We start from the raw sequence: 18466 nt of genomic DNA on the forward strand, positions 1-18466 counted from the left end.
TTGACTATGTAAACTGGAACTATAGAAAGTAGTTGTGCGTTCACGATAATATCTATATTTGTCGTTAGTCCTTAGATTTGTCTTTATCCTGATTCCAACGCCCAGCTTTTTTTGCTGCTTCGCTAAGAAGATATTCAATTTGGGAGTTGACACTTCTCAAGTCATCTGCTGACCATTTTTCCAAAACTTCATAAAGTCTGGAATCTAAACGCAACAGAAATCGTTTTTTCTCGCTCATTGTTTTTAAATTTAGCAATATATATTTACCACAGAGACGCAGAGTACACAGAGAGATAAGAGAGACACTACTGACGGTGCCTACCCTAGAATTAGTGAAATGCTCGTAGTAAGGACGGAGAGTCGTTAATTTTGCTGCGTTATATCTTAATCATTCTTTCTTTGTGTGCTTTGCGCCCTTTGCGGTTCGATTTTTTAAACCTCCAGAATTAAGGACTGAAGTCCTTACAACGAACGTGAAAAATAATCATATAAACTACTAATTATAAAGAGTGCCTGTGTTAATAACTGGTTGCGCGGTTTGCTCGGAAGTTAGTACAACCAACAAATTATTAATCATAGACGCTTTGCGTTCATCATCCAAATCAATCATTTGGTCAGTACTCAAACGGTTTAGAGCTTCCGAAACCATACCCACGGCGCCTTCAACAATTTGGCGCCGTGCATCAATTAATGCTTTAGCTTGTTGGCGCCGTAACATCATCTGGGCAATTTCAGGAGCATATGCCAAGTGCGAAATTCGTGCTTCTATCACCTCTACTCCCGTTACTTCTAACCGCGCTTGTAATTCACGTTTGAGTGCATGGGCTATTTCATCGGGTATTCCTCGCAGTGAAGGAGTATCGTTTGGCGTATCATATGGATACCGAATAGCCAAAGCCCGAATTGCTGTTTCACTTTGAATAGCGACAAACTCTTGATAATCATCGACAGAAAATTTAGACTTCGCCGTATCTACAACTCGCCAAACAACAACAGCAGCTATTTCAATTGGACTTCCTTCAGCATCGTTAACCTTAATTATCTTGCTATTAAAATTACGAACTCGTAACGAAATCTGGTACTTGTTCGCAAAAGGATTTGTCCACCAAAAACCTGGTTCGCGAACCGTACCGACGTATTTACCAAAAAACAAAAGTACTAATGCATTATTGGGTTCGACGCTAAAAAACCCAGATATCGATGGAATCACAACAACTAATAATATAGCTGCCAACCAAGCAATTGCCTCAGCTACCGCATCATCACCAATAAAATCAGCTACTTTTAAACCTCTTTGTAGAAAACTTTCCAATCCGTGGACGCTGTTCCACAAATACCAGGCGCCTAATAAAGAAACGGCACCGACTATAGCTAGCATTACGAAGCCATTTAGCTTGAATGCTGTAGATTCCTTAATGTTCTGTTCCATAACCATAATACCATCTTGTTATCATTATGATATCACTATAACATCAAAAAAAATGTCTTGTGGGAATGGGGTGTTGTCAGATGGGCGTTTTGTGGGATGGGCGTCCTCGCCCGTCCTAATTAGGCGCCATCCAGCCTATAACTGTACTGAAAGTAATTATGGCAAGCAAAATCGTGATGAAGACTGCAAAAAATGTCTCGTTATTATCGATGAAAGTAATACCTGGCATAGATGATAGTTCCTTGGTGATTAAACCCTCCAGTTATAAAATTAACAATTTACATATATAAATATTTCTTAATTTATCTTTATAATGTAAGCGAATGTAACCAAAAATGATAGATGCATAGATGAATTAAAATTATCAGCATAGGTTAAATAATATGCATTGAAAAGCTAAGGGTACTTTTCGCGTGATATATAAGTTTTTACTTATATATCCAATCTAATATTTATTTAATAATTGCTGGTTCAAAATGACCAAAATGACAAGAAACACTGTAAGCTAAATGAAACAACGTTAATTAATGTTTCTAAGTAACACGGAAAGTTAACGTGATTGAAATAACTGTATGCAAATAAGTGCTTCTCAACTGATTGCGTGCTGTTATTGGTTGAGCGAATGGCAACGATAAAAAAAATAATTGGTATTGATTTATTCGCGCAAGAAACACTCAGTTTCGATTGCTAGCTTTGCCCTACCAAAATTTAGATATTTACCCACAGGAGATGTTATGTCGGAGTTTTTCAAGCAAGTTTCTCGTAGAAAATTCATCGTTACAGCAGGTGTTTCTGCGAGTGCAATATTACTCAAAGGTTGTTTGGGAAATCCGCCAGAAACTAGTGGTGGCAGTGCTTCTACCAGTTCATCGTCTGGTACTGGTGCCACCGCAGTGCCAGTTGCCAATATTAGTCCTGAGCAGAAACCAGAAACAACGAAAGCCAAGCTTGGTTATATTCCAATCGTGGAATCGGCGCCGTTTATTATCGCGAAAGAAAAAGGATTTTTTGCGAAGTATGGAATGACCGATGTTGAACTAGCTAAACAAGCTTCTTGGGGTTCCGCGCGCGATAACGTAGAAATTGGTTCTGCTGGTGGTGGTATCGATGGTGGACAATGGCAAATGCCAATGCCTCATTTGATTAGTGAAGGTTTAATTACCAAAGGTAATCAAAAAATCCCTATGTATGTACTGTGTCAGTTAATTACACAAGGGAATGGGGTTGCGATAGCTAGCAAGCACGCGGGTAAAGGTTTTGGAGTAAAACTAGATGGTGCCAAAGGTTTAATTAGTCAGTTAAAGTCATCGACTCCCTTCACAGCTGCATTTACCTTCCCACATGTCAACCAAGATTTATGGATTCGTTACTGGATGGCAGCAGGTGGTATTGATCCAGATTCGGATGTCAAACTGTTGACAGTACCTGCGGCACAAACTGTAGCGAACATGAAGACTGGAACAATGGATGCGTTCAGCACAGGTGACCCTTGGCCTTATCGCATCGTTAAAGATAAAATTGGTTTCTTAGCTGTATTAACAGCAGAGCTTTGGAAAAATCATCCTGAAGAATATTTTGCAATGCGAGGAGACTGGGTTGACAAAAATCCAAAAGCTACCAAAGCATTGTTAAAGGGAATTATGGAAGCACAGCAGTGGTTAGATAATTTTGACAATCGTAAAGAAGCAGCAGAAATATTAGCTGGACGTAATTATTTCAACCTTTCTGCTGAGATTCTTGCAGATCCTTTCCAAGGTAAGTATGATATGGGAGATGGACGCAAAGTTGATGATAAGAAGTTAGCAGCATATTATTGGAAGGATGAAAAAGGAAGCGTTTCATATCCTTATAAGAGTCACGATTTATGGTTTATAACTGAAAACGTGCGCTGGGGTTTCTTACCACAAGACTACCTCGCTAACGGCGCCGCTAAAGCTAAGGAGTTGATTGATCGAGTTAACAAAGAAAATATTTGGAAAGAAGCTGCGAAAGAAATGAATATAGCAGCAGCAGATATTCCAACCGACACATCGCGCGGAGTAGAAGAGTTTTTCGATGGTGTGAAATTTGACCCAGCAAAACCCGAAGAGTACCTCAAGAGCCTTAAACTCAAAAAGGTTGCGTAAGAGTACAGTTTACGTTTGTTTATTTTAAATCCCCAATTTCTATTAGTTAATGGAAGACAGATTAAAGCCAAGAATAAAAGTTCTTCCATTAACAATTCATAACCCCCAAGGAGATAATTCAATGACTACTGCACAAAGACGACCGGTTGCAATGGACGGTAACGGTTTTGCCGCGCGTATACAAAAGCAAATTCCAGAATTAGTTCCCCCAGCGATTGCTATCGGAGTATTTTTAGCTGTATGGCAGCTATTTTCTTGGATACCCGGAGCAACATTACCTGGACCAATACAAGTAATTCAAGACACTTGGATTTTAATTTTGTACCCTTTTTATGATAAGGGTGGTATCGATAAAGGTTTATTCTGGCAGATTTTAGGTAGCTTGCAACGGGTAGCAATCAGCTACACTTTAGCAGCAATTGTTGGTATTGGCTTAGGGATTTTGATTGGTGTAAACAAAACCATCAATAAAGCATTAGACCCCTTATTCCAATTATTAAGAACCGTACCTCCTCTTGCTTGGGTTCCAATTTCCTTAGCAGCACTCCGTCAAAACGAACCTGCTGCACTGTTCGTAATCTTCATCACTTCAATTTGGCCTATCTTAATTAACACTGCGGTAGGTGTAAAAGAAATTCCTAGCGATTATAACAACGTTGCCAAAGTTCTACAACTCAACAAAAAAGAATATTTCTTCAACATTTTAATTCCTGCTGCACTACCTTACATCTTCACTGGTTTAAGAATTGCGATTGGTTTGGCTTGGTTAGCAATTATTGCGGCAGAAATCGTAATGTCAGGTATCGTCGGAATTGGATTCTTCATCTGGAACGCTTACCAAAACAACAACGTTAGTGAAGTTATTTTGGCGCTAGTTTACATCGGTCTTGTCGGTTTGTTGCTCGACAAATTTATGATATGGCTTCAAGGAAGAATTCTTCCTCCTGAAAGATAATTTAGTTATGAGTGCTGAGTGCTGAGTTGTTAGTTAAAATTCCTCACTCCTCACTCCTCACTCCTAATCCCCACTCAGCACTCAGCACTCAGCACTTTCAACTTTTATAAAACTTTACCCCCGAAATTACAGCTATGTCTCTTTTTGTAGGTGTTGATCAAATCGATAAGGTCTTTGAATTAACTGGTGGTGGCAAGTACGTTGCATTAAAAGGTATTGACCTTCAAATTAAAAAAGGTGAGTTTGTATCTTTAATTGGTCACTCTGGTTGCGGTAAGTCAACTTTATTAAATATGATTGCTGGTTTGGATTTGCCAACCGAGGGTCTTGTAACTTTGGAAGGACAAAGAATTACCAAACCAGGTCCCGACCGGATGGTAGTTTTCCAAAACTATTCTTTATTACCTTGGCGCTCGGTACGCGAAAATATTGCCTTGGCTGTTGATGCAGTTATGCCGGGTATACCTGCTGGTGAGCGTCGAGCAATTGTTGAAAAACATATAGATATGGTGGGTTTACGTCCTCATGCGGACAAATCACCTACAATGCTTTCAGGTGGTCAGAAACAGCGTGTTGCTATTGCCCGCGCGCTTGCCATTAGACCCAAATTATTATTACTCGATGAACCTTTCGGCGCCTTGGATGCCTTGACACGAGGTAACTTACAAGAGCAGTTAATGCAGATATGTGAAGAAAACGAAGTAACTGCTGTAATGGTAACGCACGACGTTGACGAAGCAGTATTACTATCTGACCGTATCGTGATGCTTACCAACGGTCCAGAATCAAAAATTGGTGATATCCTCGAAGTTGATATTCCCCGTCCTCGCAAACGTATGGAAGTAGTTGAACACCCAAGCTATTACAGCTTGCGAAGTGAAATGATTTACTTCCTCAACCAGCAAAAACGTATCAAAAAACTACGCGCGCGCAAAACAGCAGCAATATCACGCCACGGTTTAGAAAAAGTTAACTTAGAAATTGGTTTTGTACCATTAACTGCCTGCGCTCCTCTTGCTGTTGCTAAAGAAAAAGGCTTCTTCGCAAAACACGGTTTAGATGATGTTCACCTCGTGCGCGAAACTAGCTGGCGCGGTATTGTAGATGGTATTGCTGCTGGGTATCTTGATGCTGCCCAAATGCCTTCTGGCTTACCCATGTGGATGACTTTAGGTGGACACCGCAACAAACCTATACCTGTAGTTACCGCTTTAACAATGACTCGTAATGGTAATGCCATTACTCTCAACAAGAGCTTTTTGAAGCAAGGTGTTCAAGGGTTATCTGATTTTAAAGATTATTTGTTGCGAACTCGTAACAAACGTCATACAATGGGCGTAGTACACCCTGCTTCCATGCATAACTTATTACTACGGTACTGGTTAGCAGCAGGTGGTATAGACCCAGATAAAGACGTACATATTCAAACAATTCCGCCTGCTCAGATGGTTGTCGATTTACAAAACGGTAGTATCGACGGTTACTGCGTAGGGGAACCTTGGAATATCCGTGCTGCCGAAGAAGGTACAGGTTTTACTATCGCAACCGACCTTGAAGTATGGCTAGGACACCCTGGAAAAGTTTTAGGTGTACGTGAAGACTGGGCAGAAAGATATCCTAATACTCATATAGCTTTAACAAAAGCATTACTCGAAGCTTGCTACTACTGTTCGTTACCCGAAAACAGCGAAGAAGTTCGTCGTATCGTGGCTCGACCAGAATATGTAAGCACTGATATCGATTATATTCAACTCGGTGATTATGCCGATACATGCGACATAGATCATCAGGTTGAGTACGCTCACCACCAGTTTTACGCAGAATCAGCAGTTAATCGTCCAAGTCGAACCGAGCAAATCTGGATTATGACACAACTCGCGCGTTGGGGTGACGTACCCTTCCCACGTAACTGGGTAGAAGTTGTCGAACGGATATGTCGCGTTCGTGTCTTCAGTACTGCCGCACGTGAACTTGGGCTAGATATCAGCTACACTCGCCAACCTATCAAATTATTTGATGGCACACCGTTTGACGCCGACAACCCTATCGACTATCTCAATAAGCTCAAGATAAAACAAGATTTCTCCATCGCCGAAGTCATTCTCGACTCACCAACACGTCAAGCAGCGTAAGTAGGGTGCGTGACGCCATAACAATTAAAATGCGAAGCAACAATCTAGTCGCGTCACGCACCTTACCAGTTAAAAATTACTCAACTTCCTTCCCCCAATATTAAACTTATGCAAAACCGCACTTTTAAAGTTAACGAATCCGTGAGAGATAGACTAGGACAACCTCTTGTAAGCGGCGCCTCAGTTGCCAGCGGTAAAAAGCCATATGTAGAAATTAAAGATGTTAGTAAAGTTTACCCAACTAAGAAAGGACCCTTCACAGTTCTCGATGGTGTAAATTTAAACGTATATCAAGGGGAATTTATTTGTGTAATTGGTCACTCCGGTTGTGGAAAATCTACGCTGCTTAACATGGTGTCGGGTTTTAACCACCCTACAAGCGGTGAGGTGTTACTCGAAGGCAAACCTATTACTAAACCAGGCCCCGACCGGATGGTAGTGTTCCAAAACTATGCACTGCTACCTTGGAGAACCGCTTTTGAAAATATCTACTTAGCTGTTAACGCTGTTTATCCTGAAAAACCCGAAGCAGAAAAAAGAGCTATCGTGCGCGACAACTTAGCAATGGTTGGACTTGCGGACGCTATGGAAAAGAAACCGATGCAAATGTCGGGTGGTATGCGTCAACGGGTTTCTATTGCACGCGCGCTTTCTATCCGTCCGAAAGTTTTAATTCTGGATGAACCCTTCGGTGCCTTAGACGCGATCACAAAAGAAGAATTACAGGAAGAGTTGCTCAAAATTTGGAGCGACAACCGTGCTACCGTACTGATGATTACTCACGATATCGACGAAGCACTATTCCTTGCTGATAAGCTCGTTATGATGACCAACGGTCCACACGCGAAAATTGGCGAAGTCATGGAAATTCCTTTCGACCGTCCCAGAGACCGCGCGCGGATCATGGACGACCCACGCTACTACAAATTACGTAACTATGCTCTAGACTTCCTCTTCAACCGTTTTGCACACGACGACGTTGGTTAAAACCTATTTCTATAGCATCAAGCTATTATCAAGCACTAATTAGATATACATCAAGGTAGAATTGCAAAATTTTACCTTTTTTTATTGTGTAAGCTCTAATATCTACGTTTGTGAAATCTTCACCTTTAATCTCCAACTCAGGTAGGGTAAAATGTAGCAATTACGTTTAATCTATATCGAGTCTCTCTGATAAAAGCTTTGACTCAAGTACTGACTCAATCTAATATCTATGAGGGATGTAACATTCATTAGTATATAGGAATTATTTATGCAGGCGCCCGACATGCCCAGTGAAGCTAATCATAACTTTATCGATGCCGCACAGCTAGGCTCAATTCAAAATAGTAGTAAATCTGGATTTCAAAATCAAAACGTCAACGAAGTTAATAGCTTAGACAAAGTTAGAGACATTTTATTCGGTAATCAGATGCGGGAAGTTGAAAAGAAACTTGCCCGTTTGGAAGAAAGTTTGTTAAAAGAGTGTGTCAATCTACGTGAAGATACGAGAAAACGCTTAGACAGCATCGAAAATTATATCAAGCAAGAAATAGAATCCTTATCACAACGTATTGTTAACGAGCAAGGTACACGTGATGAAGGTTTAAGGGTAATTATAGAAGATAGCAAGAAGGTTACTAGCGCTTTAGAAAGAAAAATAACCCAACTCGACGATAACATTAACACTAATCAACGTGAGTTGCGCGAGCAAATACTCAATCAATCAAAAGATTTGCAAAACGATATTTTACACAAGTACGAAGAAATACTATCAGCTTTACAGCGTGAGTCAGCAGATTTGCGTAATTCCAAAACAGACCGCTCGACTTTAGCCAACTTGTTGAGCGAAATCGCAATTCGATTAAATTCACAGTAAAATTAGTTATATGAGAAAACAGTAACAAAAAAGTGTGCATGTATCTCCTTATACAAGAATGGTGTGAAAGAATAAGTTTGGTGTCCAAAAAGTGTGAATGATTATTTTGCACACCATCTTTTTGAAAAATTGGGGAAGTTGATAAATGAGTGAGAATTCTACAAATGGATCGAGTAAGTACCCGCATTACGACGAGGAATATCAAAAAAACACTTCTGAACCAGAAGAATTAGAGGAGCTACGTAGTTTACTGTTAGGAATTGAGACTTATAAGCTTAATCATATATACGAGCATATCGACGAAATCGAAGTTAAAGCTGAAACTATAAGTAAAATATTACCGCAAGCTGTAATACTGCGAACGGTGCAAGATAGGCAGCTAAGTGAAGCAATTGTTCCGACTATTGAGCAAGCGATAGAATCTTCAATAAAAAAAGACTTAAATATCCTTTCAGATACGATTTTTCCAATTATTGGGCCTGCAATTCGACGTTCGATTGCATTTGCTCTCAACGAAATGGTTCAGTCAATGAATCAAACGCTTGAACATAGTTTATCACCTCAGAGTTTTAAATGGCGCCTAGAAGCTCGGCAAACAGGTAAATCGTTTGCTGAGGTTGTAATGCTGCGAACTTTGATTTACCGTGTAGAGCAAGTATTTTTAATTCATAAAAAAACAGGATTATTACTTCAACACATTGTAGCACCCCAAACAGCGTCACAAGACCCAGATTTGATATCCGCAATGCTGACGGCAATACAAGATTTTATAAAAGATTCTTTCAACGTTCAAAAAGATGAAATGCTGCAAACTCTCCAATTTGGAGAACTAACAATTTGGATCGAAGAAGGACCTTTTTCTGTATTAGCTGGAATTATTCGCGGTTCGGCGCCTCACGAGTTAAGATTAATTTTTCAGGACGCGATAGAAAAAATTCATTTGCGACTTGACCATGAACTTCAAACGTTTGACGGAGAAACAGAACCATTTACGCAAGCTATACCTTACCTTGAAAATTGTTTGGAAGCTCGTTACAAAGTTCCTGCATCTAAAAATTATACTTATGTATACGCTTTAGTTGGCTTAATAATTTTAGCTATAGGTGTTTGGGGGTTTTTGACGATTCGCGAACAATATATATGGAATGCAGCAATCGAAAATCTAGAATCACAGCCTGGAATTACAGTTATAAAAACATCCAAGCGAAACGGTAAGTTTATAATAAATGGGATGCGTGACCCAGATGCTGTTGACCCCAACAAGATTTTGTCTCGCTATATTAAACCTGAAACTGTAATTGGTAAGTGGGAACCTTATTTGTCCTTGTCACCTGAGTTTGTTGTACTCCGCGCGCAAAAATTACTCAAACCGCCAAAAAGCGTATCCCTCAGTTTTAACGAAGGTACTTTAACAACAACAGGTTCGGCGCCGAGGCAATGGATATTAAACACACAAAAATCTTGGCGTTTTATTCCCGGAGTCACGCAATATCAGGAAAATAATCTTGTTGATTTGAATATTAGTCAGCTTAAAACTTATCAAAAACAGATCGAACAAAGAGTATTATTATTCAAAAATGGTTCTACAGAATTAGTTGCTTCTGACACTACTGAGTTACAAAAACTTGCTACCGAAGTTCAGAGATTGCTCGAAACAGCAAAATACCTTAGTAAAGATGTCAAAATACAAATTATCGGACACACTAGTCCAACAGGAGGTAAAGAAGAAAATCTACAACTTAGTCAACAGCGCGCGTCGAAGATTCGAGTTGATTTAATATCCCAAGGAATAAATCAAGCATACTTAAGTGATATTGGTGTCGGTTCAACAAAACCTGCAACAAATCAAAAAGACATGTCAGGCGCCCGCAGAGTTAGCCTAAAAGTTTTCATAGATTAATCGAGTAAATCAATAGTAATCTAAAGAACGCAGCGATAATATGCTTCAAAAAAAAATTTGTATGGTCGGGTCATTTGCAACAGGGAAAACAAGTTTAGTAGCGCAATTTGTTCACAGCATCTTTTCGGAAAAATATCAAACAACAGTCGGTGTAAAAATTGATAAAAAAACTATTAATTATAACGATAAAGAGTTAAATTTTATTTTATGGGATTTATATGGGGAAGACGAATTTCAAAAAGTACGTATGTCATATCTACGTGGTTCTTCAGCTTACTTATTAGTAGTCGATGGAACTCGACGCAGTACTTTGGAAAAAGCATTTGGTTTACAACTCAAAGTCGAAGAAACTATCGGTAAAGTTCCATTTGTTCTTGTTGTTAATAAATCAGACTTAAGTGATGAGTGGGAAATAGAGATAGATGAAATTGATGACTTAATACAAAAAGGATGGAGTGTAATCAAAACCAGCGCAAAAACAGGAAAAGGAGTAGAAGAAGTTTTTCAAACGGTTGCTAAGAGTATGTTGGAGGGATAAATGTTCAATGTCCCCACTCCCGTAATTGCTTATTTAATTAGTCTTCTGCTTGAAAATCGTTCACTTGCCTTCCTTCTAGTTAAAAAAGATGGTGGTTTGTCAGCGTGGGGGGGTAAACTAGCAGCTTACGGAGTCAGTAACTTACAAAAAGGGAAAAATGCTGGGCAGCAAATTTTCTTTTTAGAAGGTCTTTTACCACTGGATGATGTTCCCTTATTTCTACCTCGTATAAAAACAGAAGAAGGTATTTGTGCAGATGTTCATATGTTTCCTTCTGAAGAAGGTGACTGGGTATTACTATTAGATGCCACACTCGATGAAATGCAATTATCAATTATTCAGCAACATGCAAATGATTCAGTACTTTTACAGGAGAAAATTTCTAAAGTCCTGAATCAATAGTTTATCAGTAAATTACTATTAAAAACAGATGTGATTATCATGAGTAACTCCATCACCGCAGATTTATTTGCTGTGCTTGATATTCTAATTTTAGAGCGTTTAGAACCTGGTTTTTTTAGAATAACAGGAACAGTGCCTACTTGGTTAAAATTATTTTGTTGTCAACATCTTCAATCAGGAATGCAATTATTGATACCTGAAGAAGAATTTCCATTTTTAGAGAACTTTTTAATTGATGCTGAAGAGTTTTGGATTCAAGGAGATGCTGGGCAACTTAAGTCGGGTGCATGGGCAGAACGCGATATAAGAGGTAACGAGCGCTATTTTGAAGCTTCTGCAATTTGTCTGAATGATCAAAAAATTTTATTAATTGAATTGCAAGATGGAGATTACCAAGAAAAATTATCGATTATACAAAAAGCGCGCGAAAATAAATTAAGTTTTCATCAATTAGTTAAAGAGAATCAGAAAAAAGAAATATTAATTCATTGTATTATTCATGATATTGCCGGACAACTAAGCGGTATTAATTGTTGTTTAGCTTTGTTAGAGTTTGAAAACTTAACTGCTAAAGGTAAAGAGCGTTTAGAAATAGGTCGCAGACAATCAATAAAACAAGAAATGTTAATTAGAGAAGTTTTAGACGCATTTTCTGCTGATGTGCAGTCGCTTGAGTCATTTTACGTTGATATCGATAATGCCCCTAACATTTTAAGTGTTGCTCAAGAAGTTATACAAATTTTGACTCCTACTTTTACCTCTAGTAAAGTCAAATTAAAGTTAGGCACCAAATATTGATACGACAGCAGACTGGAGAGTGGTAGGAGATAAGTCACGTTTAGAAAGAGTAATATCAAATTTGGCAGAAAATGCATTTCGTCATAGTCTAAGTGAATCCACGGTACTAATAAACTTAAAACAAGATGGCAAGTTTATTTTTGTGGCTATTGACGATGAGGGGAGTGGTGTCAGAGCAAATGAAGTTGCAAACTTATTTCAAAAATTTTCTCAGGGAAGCAAACCTGGACGTATCGGACTAGGACTATATTTTTGTAGAATTACCGTTGAACGTTGGGGTGGTGAAATAGGTTATTCCCCCCGTCCAGAGAATGGTTCACGTTTTTGGTTTCGCTTACCAAAACCAACGTAGGGTGCGTGACGTTACAACAATTTTTAAACGAAGCAAGCATCTGGTAGCCTTCATGCACCTTATGAATTTGATATTTCTGGTGCGTAACGCTACAAAATTATCCGCTTCGTTGATATATTGTTATAGCGTTACGCACCCTACCCAAGGAAACTTAATACATCACGTATTACACTGTAACCTGCTAAATCCCAAAGTAAGTAAGCAAGGAATCCAATCGCAGCCAAACGACCGTTCCAAAGTTCGGCTTGAGGATTCCAACCAAACATGAAAGCATTACGGTCTACTTCATTATAAGCTTTGGCAACTTTTGGTAAATCGCTAGAAGGACGAGTTTGCATAATTTTATCTCTTGTTGTTAGTTATCTTTTCAATGTAGGTTTTCATTTAGATTCCCGACTTCTTAAAGAAGTCGGGAATCTAAGAATCTAAAGATAGTTATTAATAACCAATGAAGTGCAATACGTCACGTAATACGCTATAACCAGCTAAATCCCAAAGCAAATAAGCTAAAAATCCAATCATTGCCAAGCGACCATTCCACAACTCGGCTTGAGGATTGAAACCGAAAAGAAAAGCGTTACGGTCTACACCATTATATTCTTTAGCTACTGGTGGTAAATCACTTGAAGGACGAGTTTCACGAGTTTCCATTGTTTTTCCCCTGTTATTGCTTGTGTTCTGTGTATTTATCGATTAAAAACTATTAATTAGTAACCAATCAAGTGTAATACGTCGCGTAAAACACTATAACCAGCTAAATCCCAAAGTAAATAAGCAAGGAATCCAATCATTGCCAAGCGACCATTCCACAACTCAGCTTGAGGAGTATTACCGAACAGAAAAGCGTTACGGTCTACACCATTATATTCTTTAGCTACTGGTGGTAAATCACTGGATGGACGAGTTTCACGAGTTTCCATTTTTTCCCCTAAATATAACTTGCTACCCCAACCTCTTAGCTTAAATTTATTAATTTAATAAACTGAATTTAATCTAATTAGTTGGCTTGTTTGTTTCTATCTTGTTTTAACTTTAACTGCTAAAAATTTATTTGCTTTCTGTCTGTAGGCACAACATCCCTGCACTTGTGGACTATCATTTTCAATAGTATTTACGTGAAAATATCCACCCGCAGGAAGTTAAAAAAACGAAAATGTAACAAAATGTAACCAATGTAACGTTTTGTTGAGACAAACCTGAAATATTGGCTTGAGTTGTAAGTGTTTAGGGCGCCCTAGAATACAAGCAAAGCAATTTTGAGTAAGACAGTACTTAGGATAAATATATTTCTATCTAACGCTGGAGTCGGGTTCCAACTAGCGAGAGATGCCCAAAACAGGCTGTATAGCGGATTCTATTACTTAAGAGTTGGGTGAACACATAGATACAATAACTTTACTTTATGTAAATTAGGTCGCACCGATTTAAAGATTAGAGGAAAAAATACAATGTTTGATTATTTAGATATAAGGCTGGAACTGTCTAAGCCGTTATTATGGTTTATGCAGACGGCAGTAGATACCCGACAAATCTCACCAGCACAAGCATCGGTGGTTACAGCAGGGCCTCATTTCTTTGTAGCTCTAATCGCTGGTGTGATTCTTGCTTTCGCAATTCAGTTTGTTTTAACAAACCTGTCGGTTGCTGCTGGAATTTCCTATCTTGGACGCTCAAATGATTCTGACTCCCATTCAGAACACACAGAAGCAGATAGTTTTGGCGGCACAATTCGTAAAATCGGTACTGCTGTCGGTATTTGGACTTTAGTTACCGTTACTGTTGCCCTAGCAATTGCCTCGTTCCTAGCTGTTAAACTCAGTTTGCTGATTCTCAGTCCTGGGTTGGGTGCAATATTGGGACTAGTTATATGGGGCGCCTACTTCTTATTATTAGTGTGGGTAAGTTCTACAACGGTAGGTTCTTTAATCGGTAATGTTGTTAATACTGCAACATCTGGACTGCAAGCGATTATGGGAACTGCAACCGCTGCATTTGGAGCTAAAGTTGTAAATAATCAAGTAGTCGCAACAGCAGAAGCTGCTGCCGCCGCAGTACGTAGAGAGTTAGGCAGCGCAGTTGACCCTGCAAGCATTCGAGATAATATAGAAGATTATCTGGAAATGCTGCGTCCACCCGAGTTGGATTTGAGTAAGATTCGAGGCGAGTTTGAAAAGTTACTCAATGACCCACAGCTAAAAGCCATTGCGGGTAGTGCTGACCTTCGTAATATTGACCGCGATAAGTTTATTAGTTTGGTTAGTGACCGCACTGATATATCCAAGCGTGATGCAAATCGTATAGCAGACACATTATATGGAGTTTGGCAGCAAGTCGTTAATCAACACCCCCAGCAAACAGACCGTTTGGGTGAGTTAGTTGAATATCTCAAAACGCTAAAACCCGGACAAACAAAAACAGACGAACTTAATGCGAAATTAGAGGCTTTAATCGCAGAAACACGTTCGGCAAAACAAGCTGATGAAAAAGCTGCTAAAGAGGCAACCCCTCGTCCAATACAAAGAACGTTACAACAAGGATTATCGACCTTATCAGGAATTGTACTAGGACGTACAGATTTATCTGAATTTGATGTCGAAAAAATCATCGGCGCCTTGGGTCAAGCCAAAGATAAAGTCACTGAACAAGCAGAGAAGCTAGGAATTCCGACACCATCTCAACCTTATAGCCCAATCCGCGCGGATGTTGAAAACTATTTACTTAACACCTATGCATGGCAGCTAAGTAAAGAGAAAATTGCACAAGAATTCCGCGATGTTATTTACGACCATGCTGCTGACCCTGGTCAAGTTCGACGAGAGTTAGAAAGTTTTGGAAGAAACGACTTTATTAATACTCTTCAACAGCGTGGACTATTAACACAAACTGAAATTCACCGTATTGCCGACCAACTTGAAGTAATTCGTCAAGAAGTTTTACTTCAAGTAATAGCAGATGAAGAACGGGAAATAGTTCAAGATTTGCAGCGTCGAGTAGAAAGTTATTTGCTAGTTACTCCCAAAGCAGACCTAACACCCGAAGGTATCCAGCAACGCTTCAAACCATTACTCGAAGATAAAGACGCAGACTACGAAACGTTATCACGACGCTTGTTAGTACTTGACCGTCAAATAATGAGCAATACTTTGCTCGAACGTAATGATATTCAACCTAGAGAAGCTGACTATGTTATTGACCTGCTAGAAAAACAGCGCGACCAAGTTTTAATTGAGTCGAAAGGACTAGCAGAGCAAGCTAAATATCAAGCTGAAACTTTGTGGTTGAACTTAGAATCGTACTTGCGAAATACGGGTAAATCAGAACTCAACCCTGATGCAATCCGCGCGGACATTAAAAAGCTACTTGATGATCCCCAAGCAGGAATTGCTGCGGTTCGGGCACGTTTATCTCGATTTGACCGCGATACTTTGGTGCAACTTCTCGCGCAGCGTCAAGATATGACGGAAGCTGAAGCGAATCAAATTGTTAATACAGTTTCAGAATCTTGGAATAGCGTTCGTCAGGCGCCTTCATATATAGTTGATAAAGCAAAAGAACAATACGACACAGTTACAACTACGCTTGCAGATTACCTGCGAAACACAGGTAAAGACGAGTTAAACCCTGAAGGTATTCAACGCGACTTAAACAAACTGTTCCAAGACCCACAGGAAGGTGTAGTAGCTTTACGTCGTCGTTTGTCAAAAGTTGACAGAGATACCCTCGTAAAACTACTGACACAACGACGTGATTTAAGCGAAGAGCAAGTTAACCAAGTCATTGATTCATTACAAACATCGATTCGTGACTTTATAGGCGCCCCACGTCGAATAGCGACTCGTACACAGCAACGAGTAGATACCTTCCAAGCGTACTTACAAGAGTACTTGCGCCAAACGGGTAAAGAAGAACTCAACCCAGAAGGTATTAAACGTGACTTAAACTTACTATTGCACGACCCACGGGTAGGAATAGACAGTTTATCCGACCGTCTCTCGCACTTTGATCGCGACACGATAGTAGCACTGCTAAAAATTCGCGAAGATATTACAGATGCTGAAGCTGAACAAATCGCCGACAATATAGTCTCAGTACGTGACCAGTTTGTTGAGCAAGTGCGTAATATTCAACGTCGAATTCAAGATGCCATCGATGGAGTTTTTGCTCAAATTCGTAACTACTTAAATTCCCTTGACCGTCCAGAATTAAACTACGATAGCATCAAGCGCGATGTTCGCAAGTTATTCGACGACCCACAAGCAGGGTTCGACGCTTTAAAAGACCGCTTGCAATCGTTCAACCGTGATACTTTGGTCGCAGTTCTTAGTTCCCGCGAGGACATCTCTCCTGATGATGTCAACCGAATTATCGATCAAGTTGAACGCGCGCGCAACAACGTATTACAGCGTGCAGAACGTATCCAACAGGAAGCGCAACGACGCATAGAAGACGTAAAACGTCAAGCACAAAAACAAGCCGAAGAAACTCGTAAAGCCGCAGAAAATGCCGCTTGGTGGTTGTTCGGGACAGCAGTCTTTTCAGCTATATCCGCAGCATTAGCAGGCGCCGTAGCTGCTAGAACAGGACTCATATAGCGTATAATTATTTCCGCTTAATCTTTAATAAAACCAGCCTCTCCAAATGCGAGAGGTTTTTTTGTAAAAAATTGTCTATGTAGAGACGCGATTAATCGCGTCTCTACAACCGCATGTTTGGAAACAATTCGCCATTACATTCGTTATTATTCTTTAGATATGTTAACAAGCGAATATTAAACCTACCTATGACAACTATTAGATTCTTGCGTAACATCCTAATGAATAAAGTACAATCACCTGTATCTAAAGCACTACGTAAAGCCTCAATATTCATAGCAGTATCACCGTTATTACTTGCACCACTCACTTTTCCACAGTCAACTTGGGCACAAACTACCAACTCCTCACAACTCAACTCATACATTGAACAATTAGCCAATCAAACTCAAAATCAACAAGCGCTAAAATCACTCGTGAGTATTGGTAAACCCGCAGTTCAACCATTAATTGAAGCATTACAGCATCAAAATCCCCAAGTACGCGCGCTTGCAGCTACTGCATTAGCTAAAATTGGTCAAGATGCGGCGCCTGCTTTACCAGCACTATCAAGAGCATTACAAGACAAAGACGAAAAAGTTCGTGCTGCCGCAGTGGAAGCATTTGGTAGTATTGGTAAACGAGCAATGATTCCTTACTTGGTAGCCAATTTAAAACACGAAAATCCTTCTGTACGTTATAATGCAGCACACGGCTTAACTCGTCTTGGCGATTATGCTGAAAGTGCTGTGCCAACTTTAACAGAAACATTAAAAGATACAGAAACTTGGGTGAGGTTAACAGCAGCAACCGCATTAGGTAAGATAGGAGTCCGCGCGTTACCATCACTACCAGCTTTAGTTACAACGATGTCCGACCAAGATATATCAGTCCGACATAGCGCAGCATATGCTTTAGGAGCTATCGGTACAAACGTGCAAGAAAAAGTCAAACAAGTATCCACCAAAGATTTAGATACAGTGATTGTACATTTGGAAAAAGGTTTAAAAGTTGTTGTAATACCAAAGTTAGAATTTCGACTTGAAGCAGTTTCTGGAGTTAAAACACCCCTTGAAGCATTGAAACAAGAAAGAAATAGACGTAAAATTAGTCAGCAATTAATTAAATCCAAAAATATCTCTTTTGGAAGGGTTCAAACAAATAAATTAATTGTTTATTAAGAGTAGGGTGCGTGACACCACTTACCATTGTAAAACGAAGCGCAAAGAAAGTGGTGTCAAGCACCGTACCGCATCGTACAAGCTAAAGATAAGGGAAAATAAAATGAATAAAACCTTAGTATCAATTGTAATATTTGGCTTTCTGCTATTATTTATTTTTTCGCCTTTCGCTGCATTTTCAGGATTATTACTTGTATTATTTGTTTCAGCAATATCCGCGC

15 protein-coding genes and 1 pseudogene are annotated in these 18466 nt (G+C 39.5%); 11 read left to right on the forward strand and 5 right to left on the reverse strand.

Translation table 11 applies throughout. From position 1 onward, the window contains the following. Positions 1-64: 64 nt before the first annotated feature. Together AC2JBO_RS06380 and AC2JBO_RS06385 are read right to left on the reverse strand one after the other, a co-directional pair. The gene (locus tag AC2JBO_RS06380) at positions 65-238 is read right to left on the reverse strand and encodes a type II toxin-antitoxin system antitoxin (protein ID WP_496952796.1); all 174 of its coding nucleotides are present in this window, start codon (positions 236-238) and stop codon (positions 65-67) included. Positions 239-496: 258 nt separating this feature from the next. Continuing rightward, positions 497-1429 carry an SPFH domain-containing protein gene (locus tag AC2JBO_RS06385; protein WP_496952797.1) on the reverse strand — a complete coding sequence of 311 codons (933 nt, stop codon included), beginning with the start codon at positions 1427-1429 and terminating at the stop codon, positions 497-499. Positions 1430-2163: 734 nt separating this feature from the next. On the opposite strand from AC2JBO_RS06385, the gene AC2JBO_RS06390 reads away from it, so the two are divergent. The 9 genes and pseudogenes from AC2JBO_RS06390 (at position 2164) to AC2JBO_RS06430 (ending at position 12493) form a co-directional block, all read left to right on the forward strand. Further along, on the forward strand, positions 2164-3555 hold the full coding sequence (locus AC2JBO_RS06390; protein ID WP_496952822.1) for a CmpA/NrtA family ABC transporter substrate-binding protein: 1392 nt from the start codon (positions 2164-2166) through the stop codon (positions 3553-3555). Between the two features lie 121 nt (positions 3556-3676). Further along, entirely contained in the window at positions 3677-4510 is an 834-nt protein-coding gene (gene ntrB, locus AC2JBO_RS06395) for a nitrate ABC transporter permease (RefSeq protein WP_496952798.1), read from the forward strand. Positions 4511-4644: 134 nt separating this feature from the next. After that, positions 4645-6642 carry an ABC transporter ATP-binding/substrate-binding protein gene (locus AC2JBO_RS06400; protein ID WP_496952799.1) on the forward strand — a complete coding sequence of 666 codons (1998 nt, stop codon included), beginning with the start codon at positions 4645-4647 and terminating at the stop codon, positions 6640-6642. A gap of 108 nt (positions 6643-6750) precedes the next feature. Next, on the forward strand, positions 6751-7629 hold the full coding sequence (locus AC2JBO_RS06405) for a nitrate ABC transporter ATP-binding protein (RefSeq protein ID WP_496952800.1): 879 nt from the start codon (positions 6751-6753) through the stop codon (positions 7627-7629). A 268-nt stretch (positions 7630-7897) separates the two neighbouring features. After that, a complete protein-coding gene (locus AC2JBO_RS06410) occupies positions 7898-8503 on the forward strand; it encodes a hypothetical protein (RefSeq protein WP_496952801.1) in 606 nt (201 codons plus the stop codon). 145 nt (positions 8504-8648) lie between these two features. Further along, a complete protein-coding gene (locus tag AC2JBO_RS06415) occupies positions 8649-10403 on the forward strand; it encodes an OmpA family protein (RefSeq protein WP_496952802.1) in 1755 nt (584 codons plus the stop codon). A 40-nt stretch (positions 10404-10443) separates the two neighbouring features. Then, positions 10444-10941 carry a Rab family GTPase gene (locus AC2JBO_RS06420; protein WP_496952803.1) on the forward strand — a complete coding sequence of 166 codons (498 nt, stop codon included), beginning with the start codon at positions 10444-10446 and terminating at the stop codon, positions 10939-10941. After that, a complete protein-coding gene (locus AC2JBO_RS06425; protein ID WP_496952804.1) occupies positions 10942-11343 on the forward strand; it encodes a hypothetical protein in 402 nt (133 codons plus the stop codon). Positions 11344-11382: 39 nt separating this feature from the next. After that, positions 11383-12493: pseudogene (locus AC2JBO_RS06430) on the forward strand (sensor histidine kinase). 137 nt (positions 12494-12630) lie between these two features. Here AC2JBO_RS06430 and AC2JBO_RS06435 read toward each other — a convergent pair. The 3 genes from AC2JBO_RS06435 to AC2JBO_RS06445 form a co-directional block, all read right to left on the reverse strand. After that, positions 12631-12831: a high light inducible protein gene (locus tag AC2JBO_RS06435; protein ID WP_496952805.1), complete on the reverse strand. Its 201-nt coding sequence runs from the start codon at positions 12829-12831 to the stop codon at positions 12631-12633. A 100-nt stretch (positions 12832-12931) separates the two neighbouring features. After that, on the reverse strand, positions 12932-13144 hold the full coding sequence (locus AC2JBO_RS06440) for a high light inducible protein (RefSeq protein WP_496952806.1): 213 nt from the start codon (positions 13142-13144) through the stop codon (positions 12932-12934). A gap of 56 nt (positions 13145-13200) precedes the next feature. Next, positions 13201-13413 (reverse strand): high light inducible protein, encoded by a 213-nt coding sequence (locus tag AC2JBO_RS06445; protein ID WP_496952807.1) that lies wholly within the window; start codon positions 13411-13413, stop codon positions 13201-13203. A 528-nt stretch (positions 13414-13941) separates the two neighbouring features. Between AC2JBO_RS06445 and AC2JBO_RS06450 the strand changes: the two genes are divergently transcribed. Both AC2JBO_RS06450 and AC2JBO_RS06455 read left to right on the forward strand, forming a co-directional pair. Beyond that, positions 13942-17085 (forward strand): MFS transporter, encoded by a 3144-nt coding sequence (locus tag AC2JBO_RS06450; protein ID WP_496952808.1) that lies wholly within the window; start codon positions 13942-13944, stop codon positions 17083-17085. A 221-nt stretch (positions 17086-17306) separates the two neighbouring features. Beyond that, positions 17307-18245 carry a HEAT repeat domain-containing protein gene (locus AC2JBO_RS06455; protein ID WP_496952809.1) on the forward strand — a complete coding sequence of 313 codons (939 nt, stop codon included), beginning with the start codon at positions 17307-17309 and terminating at the stop codon, positions 18243-18245. Positions 18246-18466: the final 221 nt, after the last annotated feature.

Source organism: Calothrix sp. CBUCES-K 9914 (assembly GCF_059640475.1).